15 protein-coding genes are annotated in these 19,345 nt (G+C 68.8%); 8 read left to right on the forward strand and 7 right to left on the reverse strand.

Features of this window, described 5'->3' with window-relative positions; all coding sequences use genetic code 11:
* Positions 1-62: 62 nt before the first annotated feature.
* The 3 genes from HQQ78_RS04325 (at position 63) to HQQ78_RS04335 (ending at position 3,956) form a co-directional block, all read left to right on the forward strand.
* Positions 63-1,259: an acyl-CoA dehydrogenase family protein gene (locus tag HQQ78_RS04325; protein ID WP_056046317.1), complete on the forward strand. Its 1,197-nt coding sequence runs from the start codon at positions 63-65 to the stop codon at positions 1,257-1,259.
* A gap of 61 nt (positions 1,260-1,320) precedes the next feature.
* Positions 1,321-2,640, forward strand: coding sequence for an O-antigen ligase (locus tag HQQ78_RS04330; RefSeq protein ID WP_173151176.1), 1,320 nt, complete (start codon positions 1,321-1,323; stop codon positions 2,638-2,640).
* A complete protein-coding gene (locus tag HQQ78_RS04335) occupies positions 2,637-3,956 on the forward strand; it encodes an exopolysaccharide production protein (RefSeq protein ID WP_173151178.1) in 1,320 nt (439 codons plus the stop codon). Before HQQ78_RS04330 ends, HQQ78_RS04335 begins: the two co-directional genes overlap by 4 nt.
* A gap of 64 nt (positions 3,957-4,020) precedes the next feature.
* Here HQQ78_RS04335 and HQQ78_RS04340 read toward each other — a convergent pair whose 3' ends face one another.
* Both HQQ78_RS04340 and HQQ78_RS04345 read right to left on the reverse strand, forming a co-directional pair.
* The gene (locus tag HQQ78_RS04340; RefSeq protein WP_173151180.1) at positions 4,021-4,812 is read right to left on the reverse strand and encodes a polyprenol monophosphomannose synthase; all 792 of its coding nucleotides are present in this window, start codon (positions 4,810-4,812) and stop codon (positions 4,021-4,023) included.
* Between the two features lie 121 nt (positions 4,813-4,933).
* Positions 4,934-6,361, reverse strand: a complete 1,428-nt coding sequence (locus HQQ78_RS04345; protein ID WP_173151182.1) for a hypothetical protein — start codon at positions 6,359-6,361, stop codon at positions 4,934-4,936.
* A gap of 48 nt (positions 6,362-6,409) precedes the next feature.
* On the opposite strand from HQQ78_RS04345, the gene HQQ78_RS04350 reads away from it, so the two are divergent.
* From HQQ78_RS04350 to HQQ78_RS04360, 3 genes are read left to right on the forward strand one after another with little or no spacing between them, the layout of a single operon-like run.
* Positions 6,410-7,147 carry a glycosyltransferase family 2 protein gene (locus HQQ78_RS04350; protein ID WP_159825363.1) on the forward strand — a complete coding sequence of 246 codons (738 nt, stop codon included), beginning with the start codon at positions 6,410-6,412 and terminating at the stop codon, positions 7,145-7,147.
* Positions 7,144-7,515, forward strand: a complete 372-nt coding sequence (locus tag HQQ78_RS04355) for a DUF2304 domain-containing protein (RefSeq protein ID WP_123570430.1) — start codon at positions 7,144-7,146, stop codon at positions 7,513-7,515. The genes HQQ78_RS04350 and HQQ78_RS04355 overlap by 4 nt, the downstream gene beginning before the upstream one ends.
* Entirely contained in the window at positions 7,515-8,534 is a 1,020-nt protein-coding gene (locus HQQ78_RS04360; protein ID WP_173151184.1) for a glycosyltransferase family 2 protein, read from the forward strand. Before HQQ78_RS04355 ends, HQQ78_RS04360 begins: the two co-directional genes overlap by 1 nt.
* 40 nt (positions 8,535-8,574) lie before the next feature.
* Here the strand turns inward: HQQ78_RS04360 and HQQ78_RS04365 are convergent, their stop codons facing one another.
* The 3 genes from HQQ78_RS04365 to HQQ78_RS04375 are packed head-to-tail and all read right to left on the reverse strand — an operon-like array spanning position 8,575 to position 13,755.
* Entirely contained in the window at positions 8,575-9,969 is a 1,395-nt protein-coding gene (locus tag HQQ78_RS04365) for a hypothetical protein (RefSeq protein WP_173151186.1), read from the reverse strand.
* A 7-nt stretch (positions 9,970-9,976) separates the two neighbouring features.
* Complete coding sequence (locus HQQ78_RS04370; RefSeq protein WP_173151188.1) at positions 9,977-11,278, reverse strand: lipopolysaccharide biosynthesis protein; 1,302 nt, start codon at positions 11,276-11,278, stop codon at positions 9,977-9,979.
* Positions 11,263-13,755 (reverse strand): glycosyltransferase, encoded by a 2,493-nt coding sequence (locus HQQ78_RS04375; protein ID WP_173151190.1) that lies wholly within the window; start codon positions 13,753-13,755, stop codon positions 11,263-11,265. Before HQQ78_RS04375 ends, HQQ78_RS04370 begins: the two co-directional genes overlap by 16 nt.
* A gap of 702 nt (positions 13,756-14,457) precedes the next feature.
* On the opposite strand from HQQ78_RS04375, the gene HQQ78_RS16315 reads away from it, so the two are divergent.
* The gene (locus tag HQQ78_RS16315) at positions 14,458-15,234 is read left to right on the forward strand and encodes a glycosyltransferase (RefSeq protein ID WP_371810520.1); all 777 of its coding nucleotides are present in this window, start codon (positions 14,458-14,460) and stop codon (positions 15,232-15,234) included.
* Between the two features lie 55 nt (positions 15,235-15,289).
* On the opposite strand, the gene HQQ78_RS04380 is transcribed toward HQQ78_RS16315, so the two are convergent.
* Positions 15,290-17,683, reverse strand: coding sequence for a hypothetical protein (locus HQQ78_RS04380; RefSeq protein WP_173151192.1), 2,394 nt, complete (start codon positions 17,681-17,683; stop codon positions 15,290-15,292).
* Entirely contained in the window at positions 17,683-18,261 is a 579-nt protein-coding gene (locus HQQ78_RS04385) for a hypothetical protein (RefSeq protein WP_173151194.1), read from the reverse strand. Before HQQ78_RS04385 ends, HQQ78_RS04380 begins: the two co-directional genes overlap by 1 nt.
* Positions 18,262-18,439: 178 nt before the next feature.
* Here HQQ78_RS04385 and HQQ78_RS04390 point away from each other — a divergent pair, with 178 nt between their 5' ends.
* Positions 18,440-19,342: an ABC transporter permease gene (locus tag HQQ78_RS04390; protein WP_159825381.1), complete on the forward strand. Its 903-nt coding sequence runs from the start codon at positions 18,440-18,442 to the stop codon at positions 19,340-19,342.
* Positions 19,343-19,345: the final 3 nt, after the last annotated feature.

Genomic DNA, 19,345 nt, shown 5'->3' on the forward strand with positions numbered 1-19,345 from the left:
TTGGCGGCGGCTGGGGCGCTGCCTAGGCTCCTGTCGTCCCGACACGAAGCAATGGAGCACGGATGTCATCAGCGACCCTCACCTCGTTCACCTCCCTCGTCAGCGACTTCTACGGTTACGAGGACCTCCTCTCGGACCGCGAGAAGGGCGTGCTGGCCGACCTGCGCCACTACCTCGAGACCGAGGTCAAGCCCGGGGTGAACCGCCACTGGGCCGACGCGACCTTCCCGCACGAGATCGTGAAGGGCCTCGCCGGCCTGGGCCTCTTCGGCATGCCGTGGGAGGAGACGCGCCCGTTCGAGAACTCCGCCGTCTTCCGCGGCTGGGTCGCGCTCGAGCTCGCGCGCGTGGACGCGTCCGTCGCGACCTTCGTCGGCGTGCAGAACGGACTCGCGATGGGCTCGATCGGCGTCGGCGGCTCGCCCGAACAGCGTGCCGAGTGGCTGCCCCGCATGGCGAGCGGTGACCTGGTGGGCGCCTTCGGCCTGACCGAACCGCTGTCGGGGTCCGACTCGGCCCAGGGACTCCGCACGATCGCCACCCGCGACGGCGACGACTGGGTGCTGAACGGCTCCAAGCGGTGGATCGGCAACGCCACGTTCAGCGACATCACGATCATCTGGGCCAAGAGCGCCGAGGACGGCCAGGTCAAGGGCTTCATCGTCCCGACCGACACCGCCGGCTACACGGCGACCAAGATCGAGGACAAGCAGAGCCTCCGCATCGTCCAGAACGCCGACATCACCCTCGAGGACGTGCGCGTGCCCGAGAGCCACCGACTGCAGCAGGCCGATTCGTTCCGCAGCACGGCGGCCGTGCTGCGCCTGACGCGGGCCGAGGTCGCCTGGGCGGCCGTGGGCAACTCGATCGGCGCCTACGAGGCCGCCCTGGCGTACGCCAACGAGCGCGTGCAGTTCGGCAAGCCCATCGCCAAGCACCAGCTGATCCAGGACCTGCTGGTGAAGTGCATCGGCAACATCACCGCCTCGATCGGCATGGTGGTGCGGTGCTCGCAGATGCTCGACGAGGGCACCCAGCGCGACGAGCACGCCTCGCTCGCCAAGGCGTTCACCACGGCCCGCATGCGCGAGACGGTGGGGTACGCCCGCGAGGTCATGGGCGGCAACGGCATCGTGCTCGAGTACGACGTGGCCCGGTTCTTCGCCGACGCCGAGGCGCTGTACAGCTACGAGGGCACCCGCGAGATGAACACCCTCATCGTGGGCCGCAGCATCACGGGCCAGGCGGCGTTCGTCTGATCCGGGAGGGGCGGCCCCCGGTCGCTCCTCCGCGCCTCCCCCGTCGTCTAGCCTGGTGCCCATGACCACGACGTTGCCCGCGCGGCCCGCCCGGACGGCGCCGACGCGCGGAGCCACGACGTTCGCGACGCTGGCGTTCCTCGTGTTGTTCGGTGGCGACGTCCTCCGCAACGGCACCGGCTGGTGGGGCTGGGGGGCGGCCTGCATGGCGATGGTCGTCGCCGCCGTCGTCCTCGTCGTGCGGCATCCGCCCCGGGTACGGACCCTCCCGCGCCTCCTCGTCCTCTTCCTGCTCTTCGCCGTCGTGTCGATCGCGTGGTCGCAGTACCCCGCCGGCTCGGCGATCGGCATCGTCCTCACGCTGATGACGAGCGTGGGCGCCCTGGCGGTCACCGTCGTCGCCTCGTGGCCGACCATCGTGACCGCCCTCGGACGGGCCTTGCGCATCCACGTCGTGGCCTCCCTGCTCTTCGAGGTCGTCGTCGGACTGGTCGTCCGCCAGCCGGTCTGCCCGGTGTACCTGGACTGCACGGATCGGCCGGCGGCGTGGTTCTGGTCGCGCGACGTGCTCTTCGAAGGCGGTCGCATCCAGGGGCTGCAGGGCAACAGCAACATCCTCGCGATCATCGCCCTGCTCGCCCTGATCGTCACGGCGGTCCAGGCGGCGGACCGGTCCATCGGTCGCGGCACGGCGGTGGTCGGTCTCGTCACCTCGCTGCTCGCGCTGGTGCTGACCCGGTCGGCGACCGTCGCGGTGGTCGCGGTGGCCGTCGGCCTCGTGTTGCTGCTGGTGGTGGCGACCCGGCGCCGTGAGCCCGGCCGCCGGGGTCCCGTCTTCGGCGTGGCGGCGCTCGTCGTGCTGGCGGCCGTCACGGTGGTCGTCCTCGCCCGCGGCCCGCTGCTCGCGCTGCTGGGGAAGAGCGGCGACCTGACGGGTCGCACCGACATCTGGTCGGCCGTCTACGACCTCGGCGTCCAGCACCCCGTCGTGGGCTGGGGTTGGGTCAGCTACTGGTTCCCGTTCGTCGAACCGTTCACCGACCTCGCCGAGCGCAACGGCGTCGTGTACCTGCAGGCGCACGACGCGTACCTCGACGTCTGGTTCCAGCTGGGCTGGATCGGCCTCGCGTTGTTCGGGCTCACGATCGTCGGCGTCGTCCTGAGATCGTGGTGGTGGGCCGTCGACCGCCGCATGCTCTCGCGCGAGGTCGCGGCGCCGTGGTCGGCCCTCGACCTGTTGCCCTTGCTGCTCGTGACGGCCCTGCTCGTCCACGGGTTGACCGAGTCCCGGCTGATCGTCGAGTGGGGCTGGGCCACGTTCGTGGTCGTCGTGCTCGTGACGCGCCGCGACCCCTTCGGCTGGACGGGCCACGACCGGTGACGTCCGGCCACGGCCACGGGTTCGACCGCAGCCGCGATCCCCTGCGCCGGTACCTCTCGGCCTGGATCGGCTTCTCGGCCGGCGGGCACTTCTCGCAGGCCCTCTCGGTCGCCATCGTGCTCTACGCGTTCTCGACCCAGTCGGTCCGCGCCCTGATGGGGTGGCCGGGCTCGCTCGCCGTCCTGGGTACCCTCGTGGTGCTCGCGACCCTCTCCCTGGTCGGTGGCCGACACCACATCGAGTGGCACGGCATCCTGCCGGTCTCGCTCATCGCCCTCTTCGGCTTCATGGCCCTCAGCGTCTTCTGGAGCGTGTACACCTGGGTCACCGTCGGCGGTGTGGCCTACGCGGTCGGGTTCGGCGCCCTCGGGCTGTACCTGGCCCTGGGCCGCGACCTGGTCCAGGTGGTGCGGGCCTTCGGGGACGCGCTCCGCATCCTGCTCGTCGTGTCGCTGTCGCTCGAGGTGCTGAGTGGGCTGCTGATCGACCAACCGATCGCGTTCCTCGGAATCCAGGGCAACCTCGCCGCGGGCGGTCCGATCCAGGGCATCTCGGGCACGCGCAACTACCTGGGCTTCCTGGCGACGCTCGCGGTCATCACGTTCGCCGTCGAGTTCCTCACCCGGTCGGTCCCTCGGCGGCAGGCCGTCGCCTCGGGCGTGCTCGCCCTCACGGCGCTCGGTTTCGCCCGCTCCCCCGCGACGGCGATCGCGGTCATCGTCCTGATCGTGGCGGGAGTGGCGCTCGACGCGCTGCGCCGGGCCCCCGAGTCGAGACGGTCGCTCATGCAATCGGTCTTCGCGGTGATCGTGGTGCTGGGTGGTGGGCTGGCCTACGCGGGTCGCTCGCGCCTCCTGGACGCGGTGGACGCGACCAACGACCTGTCGGTGCGGTCGCTGCTCTGGGCGCGCATCCGCGAACTGGCGGCGGTGCACGACATCGTCGGCTGGGGCTTCGTCGGGCAGTGGCCGACCGGGATCTTCCCGTACTCGACGATCATCGCGCCGAGCGGCCGACCGCACGAGACGGGGCTCAACGCGTTCTTCGACATCTGGCTGCAACTGGGCCTGGTCGGCGGGTTGCTCCTCGTCGTCGCCGGCACCCTGGCGTTCGTGCGCAGCTGGATCACGGCGTCCGGTCACCCGATCGTGGCCTACGTCTGGCCGGCGCTCGTCCTGGTGCTGATCGGGGTCACGGCCGTCGCCGAGAGCTTCGTGTTGTTCGAGGGAACCCTGATGACCTTCGTCGCCATCGCGACGATCGCCGCCCGCAAGCGGTCGTGGCGGTCACGGCTGCCGCAGGCGAACCGCCGCTAGGAGGCGCGGCTCGGTCGGATGCCGTCGCGGACGTCGGTCGACGGTGGCGACCCGGCGCGCCGCATCAGTCCTCGACGACCCAGCGCGGCCCGGGGCGGTTGCCGAGCAGGGTCTGCAGCCGGCGTCGGAAGCCCCATTGCGTGACGCGCAGCATGGCCTCGACGACGATGGCCTGGCTCATCTTGGACTCGCCGAGCTCGCGTTCGCGGAACTCGATGGGCACCTCGACGACGCGCCCCCCGCCGTCGAGGACGCGGAGGGTCATGTCGACCTGGAAGCAGTACCCCTTCGAGTCGATGCCCGTGAGGTCCATCGCCTGGAGGGCCTCACGGGTGTAGGCCCGGAAACCGGCGGTGACGTCCTTGAGCTGCAACCCGAGCGCGAGGCGGGCGTAGAGGTTGCCGCCGCGGCTCAGGACCTGGCGCGACACCGGCCAGTTGACCACCGAGCCACCGGGGACCCAGCGGGACCCGATCGCGAGGCTCGGCGTCGACGCACCCGGTGCGCTGACGAGCGAGATCATCTCGGGCAGTCTCTCGGGCGGGTGCGAGCCGTCGGCGTCCATCTCGATGACGACGTCGTAGCCCCGCTCGAGACCCCAGCCGAAGCCCATGACGTAGGCGGACCCGAGCCCGAGCTTGCCGGTGCGGTGCGCCACGTGGATGCGGTCGTCGTCGGCGGAAATCGTCTCGGCGAGCTCGCCGGTGCCGTCGGGGCTGCCGTCGTCCACCACGAGGACGTGGATCTCGGGGACGGCGGCGAAGAGGCGCCCCAGGATGATCGGGAGGTTCTCGACCTCGTCGTAGGTGGGGAGGACGACGAGTGCGCCGGCGCCGGTGTGGGCGGAGGTGGTCATGCGGGGCTTCCGGTTGCGGGGAACCGGCGACGCGTCGGCGTTCCGGTCGGCTGGGCCCTGGGGGGCACGCCGATGACGACTCTAGACCGAGCACCCGATCCGGCCCACACGAGTCGAGCGTTCAGGGGACGTCGTCGACGACGTCGCAGGGCAGGAGGGCCCCCCAGCCCGCCGGAGCGCCGGCCACGTCGGCGACCTCCGCCCCGCCGTCGCAGACGTCCCCGGCGGTCCCCAACGAACGCTCCCACCGGGGCCCGTCGGCGCGCACCGTGTCCGGGCCGACGAACCAGGTCGCCGCGACGACGGCGAGGACGACGAGGGCGGCCGCGCCCGCCGCCCGGAGACGTCGTCGTGTCGAGAGGAGCAGCGCGTCGACGGCGCACAGGCCGACGACGACGAGGAACATCGACGGCACCACCCCGTAGCGGGTCAGCCCGAGTTCGGCCACCCGTCCGGGGTCGTCGAACCAGAACTTCGTGTCGGGACCGTGGTTCACCACGACGTCGAGCGTCCAGAGACCGATCGACGCCACCGCCACCACGGAGGCGAGGACCATCCGCCCGGACGCCACCCGACCCGATGCGTCATCGTCCGACCCGCGGACGGTCGAGCGCCGGGAGGACCGGACCACGACCAGCGCCGACGCCACGAACGGAACGGCCGCAACCACGACAGCGGGCCATCCGGCGCGGTCGAGCAGGTCACCCATCACGGAAGCCGAGGGCACCCAGGTGCCGAGGACGACGGACGTGAGGTAGCCCAGGACGACCTGCGGCACCGTCGAGGCGGCACCCGGGGCATCCGCCCGGGGCGTCAGGGCCGCGACGACGAGCTGGGCGACGAGCGCCGCGCAGAGGACGGCCACGGGGACGAGGTCGCGTCGCGACGGAGTCGTCCGACGGCGGACGAGCCGGGCCAGGACGACGAGCGGCACGAGGAGGACGGCCTGGATCTCGGTGAGGCCGATGAGCAGTGCCGCCACGGAGGCGAGCACGGTGGACGTCGCGCTCCGGTGTCGGTGCAGCAGCAGGAACGGGGTGAGCCACAGCAGGTACCAGTGCAGGTTGGCGAGGTTGCCCGACACCTCGAGCGGGGCGAGCGGCACGAGGACCGTCACGGCCGCGAGTGCGAGCCGGACGACCGGCGACGCCACGAGGCCGCGGGAGCAGCACCAGACCCCGGCGGCCACGACGCCGGCGACGAGACAGGAGAGGACCGTGACACCCGACGCGAGGCTGCCGACGGGAAGCCACGACCACGCGAGATCCGCCACGATGCGGGGCAGGACGTGCAGGTAGCCGTCGTAGGGGACGAACCAGCTCTCGAACGGGCCGCCGGCCGCTCGCTGCTGGACGAAGACCCGCCCGTCCTCGGCCCAGAGCGTGTCGCGGGCCGCCGGGGGCAATCGCAGCCAGGCCACGAGGGCGGCGACGACGGCGATCGCGACCGCGACCGGAGCACGAGCACCTCGGCGCGTCGGACGACCGGGCCGTCCACCCGGGTCGGGCGTGACCCCAGGGATCGCGGGGGTCGGGGTCGAGGTCGTCATGGGCTCATTGTGCCGGTCGGGGCCCGACCTGTTGGTACCATCGGGACCATGTCATCGGCCCTGGCGCAGACTCTCATCGTCATGCCCGCGTACAACGAAGAGGACGTCGTCGCCGACGTCGTCACCGAGGTCTTCGACAAATTGCCCGGCGTCACCGTCCTCGTCGTCAACGACGGTTCGCGGGACGACACGGTCGCCCGGGCGCGATCCGCCGGAGCGACCGTGCTCGACCTGCCCTTCAACCTGGGGGTCGGTGGCGCCATGCGCACCGGCTTCAAGTACGCGCAGCAACACGGTTTCCGGTACGTCGTCCAGGTCGATTCCGACGGTCAGCACGACCCGTCGGGAGTCCCGCTCATCCTCGACGCCCTGGCGTCCGTCGACGTGGCCATCGGCGCCCGCTTCGCCGGCGAGGGCGACTACCAGGTCACGGGTCCCCGCCGATGGGCGATGGTCGTGCTGGCGGCGGTCATCGGTCGGATCGCGCGGACGAAGCTGACCGACACGACCTCGGGGTTCCGCGGCGCCGGGCCCCGGGCCATCGAGATCTTCGCCCAGCACTATCCCGCCGAGTACCTCGGTGACACCGTCGAGTCCCTCGTGCTGGCGGCCCGGGCCGGGTGCTCCATCACCCAGGTGCCCGTCTCGATGCGCCCCCGGGCCGGCGGCACCCCCTCCCACAACCCCGTGAAGGCCGCCGTCTACCTCGGACGTGCGGGCCTCGCCCTGATCATCGCCCTGTGGCGGCCCCCGCTCGCCCTCAGCGTGGAGGCCCCCACCACATGAGCGTCACCACCTACGTCTTCGGCATCGTGTCGGCCGTGCTCGTCCTCTACGTCGTCTTCGAGATGCTCCGTCGCCGACGCGTGCGCGAACGCCACGCCCTCTGGTGGATCTTCGCCGGGGTGCTGGCGCTCGTCGTGGCCGTCTTCCCCGGCATCCTGACCGGCGCCGCCGCGACACTCGGCATCACCGCACCGACCAACCTCGGGTTCTTCCTGAGCACGATCATCCTGTTCCTGGTCTCGGTGCAGCACAGCGCCGAACTCACGGTGCTCGAAGAGAAGACGCGCACGCTGGCCGAGGACGTCGCACTCCACGACGAACGCATCCGTCGACTCGAACGCTCCGTCCACCGGGCGGATCAAGCCTGATGGGACTCCCCCGCGTCACCGTGGTGACCCTCGCCTACGGCGACGAGCCCGTCCTGCACGACTCGGTCTCGTCCGTCCTCGCCTCCACGGAAGTCGACGTCGACGTGGTCCTGGTCGACAACGGGTGCACCAGCGATGCGGTCTCGACGCTGCCCACCGACCCGCGCCTCCGGGTCGTCACACCCTCCGAAAACCTCGGGTTCGCCGGCGGCGTCAACTTCGGGGCTCGACTGGCCGACGGAGAATTTCTCGCGCTCGTCAACAGCGACGCCGAGGTGCGGCCCGACACCCTCGCCAAGCTGGTCGCCGTCGCGTCCCGCCCCGAGGTGGGCATCGCCAGCGGAAGCATCCGCCTGGCCTCCGACCCCGAGGTCATGAACTCTGCCGGCAACCCCGTCCACGTCGTCGGACTCAGCTGGGCCGGCGGGCTCGACGAACCCGCCGCGGACCATGCCCAGGAGGCGCGGGTCGCGTCCGCTTCGGGCGCCGGCCTGGTCATCTCCCGAGAACTCTGGCTACGCCTCCGCGGATTCGCCGACGAGTACTTCGCCTACCACGAGGACGTCGACCTGAGCTGGCGTACCTGGCAGCAGGGGTTGCAGGTCGTCTACGTGCCCGACGCCGTCGTCCTGCACCACTACGAGTTCAGTCGCAACGCGCTCAAGATGTACCTGCTCGAGAAGAACCGACAGATCTTCCTGCGGACGGCCTACGGGCCTCGGCTCCGGGCCCTGACGTGGCTGCCCGCCACCGCGCTCGACGTCGCCATGCGCGTGGTGGCACGCGCGCAGGGTTGGTCGGCCGAGAACGCGCGGGCGCGTCGCTGGATCGCCGACAACTCGGCATGGTTGCGCGAACGTCGCGACTGGGTCCAAGAGGTGCGCACGGCGTCCGACCGCAGCCTCGTGCCGCTGCTCACGGCGACGTTGGATCAGCAGGTGTTCCCGCTGCCCAAGGGTGCCGGCGTGCTCCAGACCGCGATGCGCGCCTACTGGGCCGTCGCGCGCCGACTCGTCTGACGTCGGACGCCGGTTCTTCGCATGCGGCCGGCCCCAGCGGTCAACTGCCGAGCAGCGATGCGATGAAGATCGGTGCCGCGACGAATGTCAGGACGACGCCGACGCGCCTGTTACGACTGAGTAGGACTCCCGCACAGAGCAAGAAGGCGGGGAGCATGGAGATGCCATATCGCACCGGGAGGGTGAAGTAGAACCCGCTGACCGCCATCACGCCGACGGCGAGAAGCGGTCCGGCGATGAGCGCCATGACGAGTGCGGCCCACGAGACGAAGCGTTCGGGGCTACCGGGGCGCGCGGTGACGACGAGCCCCACCACCCCGGCGATGGAGAGCCACGACACGGCGGTCGCGGCGACGACGAGGGCGATGGAGTTCGCCACCCCGGTGGGGTCCTGCGACGTGCCACCCAAAAACTTGAGGCTTTCTTGGATCGCCGACTTGATCGAGAAGGTCTGGGAGACGCCCTGGTCCGGTGACGGCCCGCTCGAGGCGGTCGCCCGGATGACGACCCAGACGGCCTGCCCGGCCACAGACGCGAAGACGGCCACGACGGCGGCGACGACGGATCGGCTGAGCGACCCTGCCACGAACCAGTGGCGACCACCCGGCGACTCCGAGGCGTCGCGGCGAGCCCGGGCGAGGGACCACACCAGCAGTGCCAGCGCGGTCAGACCGACGGCCGCCACGTTCTGCACCTTGAACAGGACTCCAGCGACGGCGATCACCACGAACGCTACGTGCCCGGAACGGCCGGTCATGATGCGGAGCGCCGTGTAGAGCAGCCCAGCCCCGACCGCGAGAGAGGGCGCGTCGGTGCTGAGGTAGGTCGAGGACCAATAGGCCGCAGGTGTCGCGATCAAGAGGGCGCCGATCCCTACGGCGACCCAACGCCCCACCGACAGCAGCCTCATGGACGAGTAGAGCAGGACCATGCCGAGCGCCAACCAGAGTCCCCCCACCAGAGTCGCGGCGTCGAGGAGGCCCACTCCGAACCAGGTCAGTGGTTGCGCGGCGACCCAGGTGGTCGCGAAGTAGAGCGGCGTGTAGATGTCGGCACTCGTGACGCCCTGCATGGGGAAGGCGTCGTCCGCCTCATCGCCCGCCTCCACCTCGGAACACAGGGCCGGGTTGGGGTCGAGCGCCAGGCGCACGCCGTTGCAGGCGATGGCCTCACGCGCGAACTCCCCGGTCTCCTCCCCCTGGGTGACGATCAGTTGAGTCGGCACTTTGCCCAGGTAGTCGACGTACACCCACTCGTCGATCGGCGACATGGCCGTGTTCTGGGGAGCGTGGACCAGCACCATCACGAACGACAACAACACGAGCACGAGCGGGCCGACGAGACGGGTGAGACGGGACCGGACGGGATGCGGCGGGAGGGGATCGACAGTGCCCCCTCGGAAGGTGGCGTCGGGGTCGGCGCTGATGTCTGACACGGGGTTCCTACTCGTCGTTAACGGGATCGCTCGCATGCCCCGGCGTCGTGGGAGCGGACTCGACCACGGGGCCACCCCGGCCGCGGCCCGGGACTCGGAGGTTCAGGACGACCATCGCGACGAGATTGACCGACGACCCTACAAGGAATCCCAAACTACCAGCCTGGACGCCGAGGGACGGGCCGGACACGACGATGACCGCCAGTCCTCCGACGAAACCCGAGATGGATGCGAGCGCCACCTGGCGCGACCGGCCGGCGGCGAGCAGGAGGGCAGCAGGTACCAAGGCGATGGTGAAGACGAAGACTCCGAGCATCAGGAACTGCAGCAGAGGCACCGCCTCGACGCCGACGGCCGGATAAAAGAGCGGTAGATAGATCGGGGCCAGGGCGGCGACGGCGCCGAACCCGAGGGCCATCACGCCCGCCAGCCCGATCACGAGCCCCGCCGTCCGGCGGTTCCGGAACGAGGCCCCGTCGCTGCGATGGGCGAAGGCTGGGATGACGATCTGGCTGATGGCCTGACCAAGCATGGACGCTGGCGTCGCCAGGGTGAAGGCCGCGGCGTAGACGCCCGCCTGGGCGCCCGGCCCGAAGTACTGGGCCGAGAGCATGGCCAGCTGCAGCAGGCCGTTCGTGGTCAGACCGGCGAGAACGTTCCACGCCGCGAACGACAGCACGCCGTCGACGTCGCCCGTGAGCGGCTGACCGGACCGGGACCGAGGCCAGTTCACGACGGCGAATACCGTGTACGCGACGGAGAGGGGAACGAGAGCCCACGCCGGGTCTCCGACGACGGCGACGACCGCCACCAGCCCTAGGCTGAGGGTCGCTGTGAGACCGTCCCAGAGGGCGACCCGAGCGGCACGGTGTCGCCCTAGTTGGACGCCTCGGGTGTACGCGTAGACGCCGTACCCGGCCACGAGCCAAGCCGCCGACAGGGCGACTCCGATCCCGTTGCCCAGCACGAGCGCCGTCGGGACGGCCGCCAAAGCGAGGGCTGCGGTCGAGACCGCCATCGAGCGATCCAGCAATCTGGCGAGCGGTCGGGTGCCCACCTTCTCGTGTGACGCGACGGCGAAGAACCGTGAGGCCGCGGTACCGGCCGCCGTCGGCCATAGAAGAGCAGCGAAGATCGAGAGCGAGAGCAGGGCGCTCGCGTGCCCGAGAGCCTCGGTGCCGAACACCCGGCCGAGCACGACGGTGTAGGCCAGGCGCGAGACGCCCTGCACGACGATGCCCGCCGTCGACAGGACAGCCGACGAGGCTAGGGCGCTCGATCCGGCGGGCGTCGTCAGCGGTTCTCCCACCGGGTGCGCACCTTCGACACGACTCCCCCGACGCCCTCGACCCGGTAGTAGTGGTAGACCCTCCCCAGATCGTGGCGGATGCCGTACTGCTTCCGTCGATTGCGGACCTTCACCTTGGCGTGGGTCAGGGCGGTGAGATCGGGCTCGCCGGAGCCGCCCTTCTTGTCGGCCGCGCGCATGGGCTCGCGGACGAACTCGACCAAGGGCGTGAGGACGTTCTCCCAGGTGAACCCCTCACGCACACGCTTGACGTTCGCCACGTGGCGGCGTCGGGCCGAGTCGTCGAAGAGGACCGACTCGAGCGCGTTCGCCAATCCGTCGACGTCGCGTTCGTGCACGACCACCCCGAGGTCTTCCTTGCCGACGAGCTCGGCGAACGAGTCGCCGTCGGTCGTGACGATCGGCAGCTCGGCCCAGAGGTAGTCGAGGATTCGGGTGCGGAACGAGAACGTGGTCTCGAGGTGCTCGTAGTGCGTCGAGACGCCTGCATCGGCCTCGCGCAGGTAGGCCCCCCGATCGTCGTAGGGAATCCAGGCTTCGTTGAAGAAGACGTGGACCCCGGTGAGTCCGAGCTCGTCGGCCACGGCACGGACCTTCGCGACAATGTCCATCTCGGGGACGTCGGGGTTCGGGTGCTGCACGCCCATGAAGAAAAGCTTGACCTCAGGACGACGTCCGCCCAGCTTGCCGATCGCCCGCACGAGCGTGATCGGGTCGAACCAGTCGTAGATGCCCCCGCCCCAGACGACGAGCTTGTCGTCGACACCGATACCGGGAAGGACCCCCTTGACCACGGCGCGGTCGTGGCGCGGTGGGGTCGACGACAGCCCAAACGGCACGACACCGATGAGGCTGCGCAACTCGGGGTCGCGCGAGTACGTGCGGGCGTTGACCCGGCCCGATCCCGCGAGCTGGCCGAGCCAGAAGAGGCGCTGACGCTCGGAGGCGCAGATGAAGTAGTCGCCGAGCTCGAGTTGGTGGTTCAGGGTGTCGGCGGCGTCGAGGATCTGACGGTCCCACGCCTCGACGTCGGTGCTCCGACCCTGCTCGAGCTGTTCGAGATGGAGCGGATCGTAGACGTCGACGACCAGCACCTTTCGGGTCGACTCGAGCACGGGGAACAGCCGCAGGGCGTGCCCCTGGACGATGATCACGTCGGCCCAGGCCTCGTGCTCGACCATCTGCCTGGGGTGACGATGGGGAACCGTCACGACCTCGAAGCTGTCGTCGATCGACGTCGAACGAGTCATGCTGACCACGCGGACGTCGTGTTCGAGTGCGAGCTCGCGCGCCATGCTAGTGGCCCGGATGGCAGGGCCCGCCATCTTGGCTCCGATGGAGTCACCCGTGACGATCAACACCCGTCGACGCTTGACGACCTCGAGCACGTCGAGGGATGCGACAATCTTGTCGTATCCGGCCAGGTAGCTCTCGATCGGGTACGCTGGCTCGTCGCGGTTGCCGAACAGGTCGAGCAATTGCCGATCGTCCCTGACTCGCGACGCCTGGATCTCTCGTCTCGATTCGGTGAGCGACGGCAGCATCTCGACGAACTGGTCGATCCCGTAGATGCCCGCCATGCCTTTCTTGGGCACCGGTCGGGTCTCGACGGAGTCGTCGCCCGGGTTGCGCAGATCGAGCTCGGTCGAATCGAGTTCACTGCGACCGACGGCACGCCGCACCACGAGAGCCAGCGCGCCGGGCAAGGCCTTGTCGAGCTGCTCTTGCCCGAGGTTCTTGTACAGCGTGAACAGTGCGTTCCGTTCGAGCAGGTAGGTCTCGCGGAAGTCACCGAACTTGTTCATCGACGCGTGGTGTTTGTGGAACGCGACCGACCGCGGTTGGTAGCGGAACCGCCACCCGAGCAGGTTGAGACGCCAACCGAGATCGACGTCGTCGTAGAACATGAAGTAGCGGTCGTCGAACCCGCCCAGCTGGTCGAAGAGGTCCGCGCGGATGAACATCGCGGCACCCGTGCCGAAGAGGACGTCTTTCTCGACCTCCCAGGCCCCCGTGTCGGGGCCACCGGCATGGGGTTTGTACCCCATGCCGTACCACGTCATGGCCGCTTCGGTGAAGTCGACGTTGACGCCCTCCCAGTCCAGCACTTTGCTGGCGACGGCTCCGATGTCGGCGCCGGCAGCGAAAGTGTCCATAGCCGCGCGGATCCACGAGACGTCAGGCCGGGCGTCGTTGTTGAGGAACGCGACGATCTCACCCGAGGAACGTTCGACCCCGAGGTTGCAGCCGCCGGTGAAGCCCAGATTGCCGCCGGACTCGACGAGCGTGAAGTCGAGGGACGACTCCTTGAGGCGTGCGACGTGATCCGCACCGGAGTCGTTGTCGACCACGATGATCTCGAGCTTGTCGGCCGGCCAGTCCTGGGCGGCGAGCCCCTCGATGCTCGTGAGCGTGTCGTCGGTGCCCTTGTAGTTGACGAGGACGACGGAGACGACCCCCGGTTTGCGGTCTTTCATGAATTCCCTTCGTCGGCGCGACATCGCCCGGCGCGTGGGCGACGAGGGCGCAGACAGCGCCACGGCACGTCGATACTACATTCTCGAGGAGAGACGCCCTCGCCCAGCGCGATCCGTCGAGCCTGCGACGGACTCGCCGCAGGTAGAGTGACCACCGTCGTCATCGAAGCGATCGCCCTGATGCCCCCTACCCCACCCGAGAGCATGACCGTCACGACAGAACAGCCGACCCCGACGCCGGACATCTCGGCGCACTACCGTGCACTCACCTCGGGGGAGCGCGCCGCCGGGCCTCGCGGGACGATCATGTTCTGCGTTTCGACGGCCGACCTCTCGGAGGGCAAGGGTGACCTCTACGTGGCCGCTGGCCTCGCCTCCGCCCTCTCCGCGGAAGGATGGGGAGTCATCTTTTGGCCTGCTGAGCGGTGGAACGAGGAGCCGCCCGTCGCGACGGATGTCGCCGTCGTGATGATCGAGTCGTTCGTCCCCGGGCTGCTCCCCCCATCGACCGCGACCATCGCCTGGGTCCGCAACTGGACCGCGTCCTGGGCAAAACTTCCCTACCTCACCGAGTTCGACGGAGTCTGGGCCTCCTCCGGTCTGGCATCGGAGCACCTCGAGGCACGTTTCGGGCGCCCCGTCCCGATCGTCCCGATCGGAGTCGACGAGGCACTCTTCGTCGATCCCGGAGTCGAACGCGACATGCCGATCGTGACCACTGCCAACTTCTGGGGTGTCGAGCGACGCCTCCGGGCCGTGCTCGACGACCTGAGCGACACACATCCCGTCGTGTGGTTCGGGGCAAATGGCGCCCATCTCGAACGATCTCCGCGAATAGACCACCGCGACCGGGTCGACTTCTTCGAACTCCCGGAGGTCTACGGTCGCAGCCAGCTGGTCGTCGACGACGTGATCGATCCCGCTGCCGAGTTCGGCAGCCAGAACAGCCGAATCTTCGAGGCACTGTCGACCGGAACGCCCGTGACGACCAATACCAGTTCCGGCCTCGCCGAGCTGGGGCTCGGAGACCTACCCGTGTTCGATGACGCACATTCCCTCCGACGGGTCGTCGATCGGTTCGTCGACCCTTCGCCCGAGCAGCAGCACGAAGTCGCCGAGTGGACACGTCTGGTCCGCAGTCGTCACTCCTATTCGGCACGCGCGCGATTCGTCGCTCCGCTCCTCGACGGGGCCATCGACAGTGCACGCGGCCGATCCTCGCGTTCCGAGATGCTTCGCTGGATCACGGTGAAGCAAGAGGAACTCCGGCACGCCTCGCGCGAACGCGACGGCCACCTGATCACGGTGCGACGCCTCGAACGAGAGGCCGAGGCCTTGGCGGACACCATCGGGGATCTGCAGGGCAGACTGGCCGAGACGGTCGGCCCCCTCGAGGAACTGCGCGAACTCAAGGGCAGCCGGGCCTACACGCTGCTCGAGCGATACCGCTCCGTCGCGTCCCGGGCGCGCGGCCGCTGAGCCGCCACCAGGCCCCCGGGCGGAGGCTGCGCATTTCGCACCAGCCCCCGTCCCGTCATCTGACGGTCACGGTCGCGCAGGCAGCCCGGTTCTCGCCCGGGCCGACGTTGATGGCGAAGGCGCACAACTCGTGGGTGCCCACGCGCAGTCCGGGAACCGACACGTCGAACTGGTGGTTGGCACCGTACGGAGGGTAGGTAGTGGCGAGCGAGGGCTTCGCCACGTCGGCCGTGACCTTCGTCGTCAGGATGCCGTCGACGTAGACGTGCACACGCAAGGCCTCGACGGAGTCGGGGTCGATCGTCCAACCTCGGAGGCGTGCCGTTCCCACCGCAGGAGACGATGCCTCGTCGAGGAGGATGGCCGGGGCACCGCTCACGGCCCGAACGGACGAGCACGCGACCGTATTGGCGCCGACGCCCACGTTGATCGCGTAGAAGCAGATCTGGTGGGTGCCCGGACCGACGCCCGCGAGAGTGGTCGAGAAAGCATGGCCCGCTCCGTATCCGGGGAAGGCGGTCGAGAGGGATTCCTTCGCGAGGTCAGCCGAGAACTTCGTGTTGAGCATTCCGTCGACGTAGACGTGGACGCGGACGGGATCGACCGTGTCGGGATCGACGGACCAGCCACGGACGAGCACCTGGCCGAGATCGGTGGCCCGAACCTCGTCCAAGTACAACGCGGGCGGACCCTGCGGTCCGACCACGTTCACGCAGCCACCCGCGTTCTCACCGGGGCCCTGGTTGATGGCGTAGACGCAGACTTGGCGAGTACCGCTGGCGACACCTGTGAGGCTCGCGGTGAAGGCGTGCCGAGCACCGTATCCGGGGAACGCAGTCGCGAGCGAAGCCTTCTCGACGTCGGCCGTCAGCTTCGTCGTGAGGACTCCGTCGAGGTAGACGTGCACACGGACCGGATCGACGGTGTCGGGGTCGAGGGCCCAGCCCCGCAACGTGATGACCCCGGGCGACGTCGAGGACGCCTGGTCGAGATAGATCTGCGGTGAGCCCGACGGAATCTGGACGGTCGAGCAGCCCAGGCGGGTGTCCTGACCCGAGCCGACGTTCGTGATCGTGGTGCACACGCTGTGCGCACCTGGAGCGATGCCGGTAGCCGTGAGCGTGAAGGCGTGTTTGCTGCCCCAACCCGGGTAGACAGCAGGAAGACTCGGCTTGTCGACATCGGCCCGAGCAGTCACGACCTCTCGGCCGTCGATGCTCAGGCGGACCGTGACGGGGTCGACGACGTCGGGGTCAATGGCCCACCCTCGCACGGCGATGGTGGCGGGCGAGGCGGAGACCTGGTCGATGTAGCCGAACGGGGCCCCGGAAGCCACGGTGAACGAGCGGCACTCGAGCAAGGTGTTGCCTCCGGCCATCACGTTGATGGCGATCGCGCAGATGCTGTGAGCCCCGGGAGCGACCCCGGTAATGACCTTGGAGAACCCGTGGCGCGTGTTGGACGCGCCGAGGGTCGGCGCCAGGTGGGGATAGTCGATGTCTGCCGTCGCACTGGTCACCCCCTGACCGTCGATGTAGAAGTCGACGCGGATGGCCCCGGTGCTGTCGGGGTCGACAGCCCAGCCGCTGATGGCGACCTGCTGGAACCCTGCGGTCGCCGCGTCGACGTAGCCGTACGGGTTCGTCCCGCCGGTCGTGGAGCCGAACCAGTCCGTGTAGAGACGGAAGAAGTTCCGATTGCCGTACGCCGAGCAGGAGTCCCCGGTGCCGTACATGTTGTTGAGGGCAGCGGCGTTCGGCGTGTACGGCGTGTAGATGTACAGCGAGGCCGTGGCCTGGTTGTGGATGTACACGGGCTTAGTGCCACAGGCGGCGTTGGGGTGGTAGAAGACGTTGTTCGTCCGGCCTGCCTGGTAGCTCCACGACGTGGGCGTCGCCGCGTACCGCTTGAACTGCAGGGCAGCGCCGTAGACCTGGTTAAAGAAGCCGTAGTACTGGGCGTCGCAGGCCGCCGTGTCGGGGCACCCGAAGCCCGTCGCTGAACGATACATGTAGGCCGTGGGCGCGGACGACGTGACGATTCCTTGCTCTTTCTCGAGGAGGACGAGTAGGGCCTTGGGGCTGATGCCGCAGACCTGCGAGACGTTGTAGATGATGCGGGCGGCCGATTGCCCGGGACCTCCGGGGTAGGTGCCGCAACGCTGGCCGCTGTCCTGGCGTGTCGTGGTGTCCATGGAGTAGTTCTTCAGACAGGTGGGGCCAGAGGTCGCGCGACAGGTGGGAACCTGTTGGTTCAGGAACGACTGGATGCTGTCGAGTGACATCGATTGGGCGTCGTAGAAGTTCTTGTCGCTGATGATGTTGCCGGCATCGAAGTCGGCGCCCGACGCGGCTTCGGCTCGATCAGGGGCTGCTGCCACGGAGAACGCCGTCAGGGCGGAAGCCACCAACGCGAAGGCCACCAGGGGGGCCAGCCACTTCTTCATCATCAGGGCACCTCGATTTGCTGGGGGTCTGAAGCGACGGACTCGTTGCCCACCACATAGCGAATGGTCACGCTCCACGCACCGGACGACAGTTCTGATCGGGGGACGGAGAACTGACCGCAGTCGACACTCGACGCGGAGGCCTGCGGGGTGCTCGTTCGCTGGACGGTCACCGAACCGCGCGAAACCACAAGACGACAGGTACCGTCGGGATCGAGCTGCCCGCTGACCACGCCGCCGACTTCGAGCCGCGACAAGGCGGCGTTCCACGAAGCGAACGTGACCAAGGGCGAGGCCGGATAGTCCCCTGGGTCGGGATCGACCGCCGGCTCGGTGCTCGTCGCCTGGGGGAAGGGCTGTCCCGCGATGCCGGTGGTCGGTGCCGCGCCGGGTTCATCGCCGTTCGGCGTCGGCGTCGGCGTCGGCGTCAACGGGCCGGTGGACACGCTCGCCGAGCCGGTGGGCCGCACCGCGGGCCCCGAGTCGTCTCCCGTGGCTGTGCAGGCGGCCAGCCCCAGGAAGGCGACCGTACCGAAGGCGACGGAAGCGAGGACGGAGCCACGGCGTTGGTCGTGGGGCATTGTTGTGACCTGTCTGATCAAAAGGTTGGAATCCACCGTAACCCAGCATCTGGTCAGGTTCGACGATCGACTCGTCATCGTTATCTATCGGGCGCAGTCCCGTCCTCGTAAGGCCGACGCTGCTGAACGGCACGACGGTTATGCTTGCCCAGTCCATTTCCGCCGACCGGATCGCGTGATGACCTCCAATTCCCGTATTGAAGCCCTCTACCACGAACCACTCGTGGTGATCGGGGCTCCCGCAAAGGCGTTCCGTGGCACCGGCAAGTCCCTCCGCGACATCGTGGGCCAACGCGAGATGCTCTCGTTGCTCGTCCGCCGTGATCTCAAAGCGCGGTATAAGGACAGCGCTCTCGGATTCGTCTGGTCACTGGTCCGCCCCTTGACCCAGCTGCTCATCTACTACGTGGTGCTCGGCCAGTTCCTCGGCGCGGCACGAGGCATCCCCGACTTCGCGATCTACGTCTTCACGGGATTGACGGCATACACGTTGTTCAGCGAGATCGTGGCCGGGGCCACCAGCTCGATCGTCGGCAACAGCGGTCTGATCAAGAAGGTCTACATCCCGCGTGAAGTCTTCCCCCTCGCCAGCGTGGGAGCCGCCCTCTTCAACTTCTGCATCCAGTTCGGCATCCTGCTGGCGGCCACCCTCGTTCTCGGCAAGTTCCCCCTCACCTCGGAGCTGGTCTACCTCGTCCCTGCCCTACTAGTCATCGTCGTGTACGGCACCGCGCTCGGGCTCGTCCTCTCGGCCCTCAACGTCTACCTCCGTGACGTGCAATACCTCATCGACGTGGGGCTCATGGTCCTCCTGTGGGCCTCGCCCATCGTCTACGCCTGGTCGCAGGCCAAGTCCGTCCTCGGGGACGGTCTGCTGCTGCAGCTCTATACCGACAACCCCCTCACCCTTTCGGTGCTGTCCCTGCAACGAGCGATCTGGACCGCCGGTCATGACAGCGTCGTATACCCGGAGCACCTCATGCTCCGTTTGGTCATAGCGCTCGCCGTCGGGCTGGTCCTCCTCTTCGGCGCGCAACGCGTCTTCTCCCGACTCCAGGGCAACTTCGCCCAAGAACTGTGAGCA

It is taken from the genome of Frigoribacterium sp. VKM Ac-2859 (genome assembly GCF_013204925.1).
Taxonomy (GTDB): Bacteria; Actinomycetota; Actinomycetes; order Actinomycetales; family Microbacteriaceae; genus Frigoribacterium.

Coding starts and splice junctions, on each gene's coding strand:
- HQQ78_RS04325 (WP_056046317.1), top strand. CDS start 63: ATGTCATCAGCGACCCTCACCTCGTTCACCTCCCTCGTCAGCGACTTC.
- HQQ78_RS04330 (WP_173151176.1), top strand. CDS start 1,321: ATGACCACGACGTTGCCCGCGCGGCCCGCCCGGACGGCGCCGACGCGC.
- HQQ78_RS04340 (WP_173151180.1), bottom strand. CDS start 4,812: ATGACCACCTCCGCCCACACCGGCGCCGGCGCACTCGTCGTCCTCCCC.
- HQQ78_RS04345 (WP_173151182.1), bottom strand. CDS start 6,361: ATGACGACCTCGACCCCGACCCCCGCGATCCCTGGGGTCACGCCCGAC.
- HQQ78_RS04350 (WP_159825363.1), top strand. CDS start 6,410: ATGTCATCGGCCCTGGCGCAGACTCTCATCGTCATGCCCGCGTACAAC.
- HQQ78_RS04355 (WP_123570430.1), top strand. CDS start 7,144: ATGAGCGTCACCACCTACGTCTTCGGCATCGTGTCGGCCGTGCTCGTC.
- HQQ78_RS04360 (WP_173151184.1), top strand. CDS start 7,515: ATGGGACTCCCCCGCGTCACCGTGGTGACCCTCGCCTACGGCGACGAG.
- HQQ78_RS04375 (WP_173151190.1), bottom strand. CDS start 13,755: ATGAAAGACCGCAAACCGGGGGTCGTCTCCGTCGTCCTCGTCAACTAC.
- HQQ78_RS16315 (WP_371810520.1), top strand. CDS start 14,458: ATGCCGATCGTGACCACTGCCAACTTCTGGGGTGTCGAGCGACGCCTC.
- HQQ78_RS04380 (WP_173151192.1), bottom strand. CDS start 17,683: ATGATGAAGAAGTGGCTGGCCCCCCTGGTGGCCTTCGCGTTGGTGGCT.
- HQQ78_RS04385 (WP_173151194.1), bottom strand. CDS start 18,261: ATGCCCCACGACCAACGCCGTGGCTCCGTCCTCGCTTCCGTCGCCTTC.
- HQQ78_RS04390 (WP_159825381.1), top strand. CDS start 18,440: ATGACCTCCAATTCCCGTATTGAAGCCCTCTACCACGAACCACTCGTG.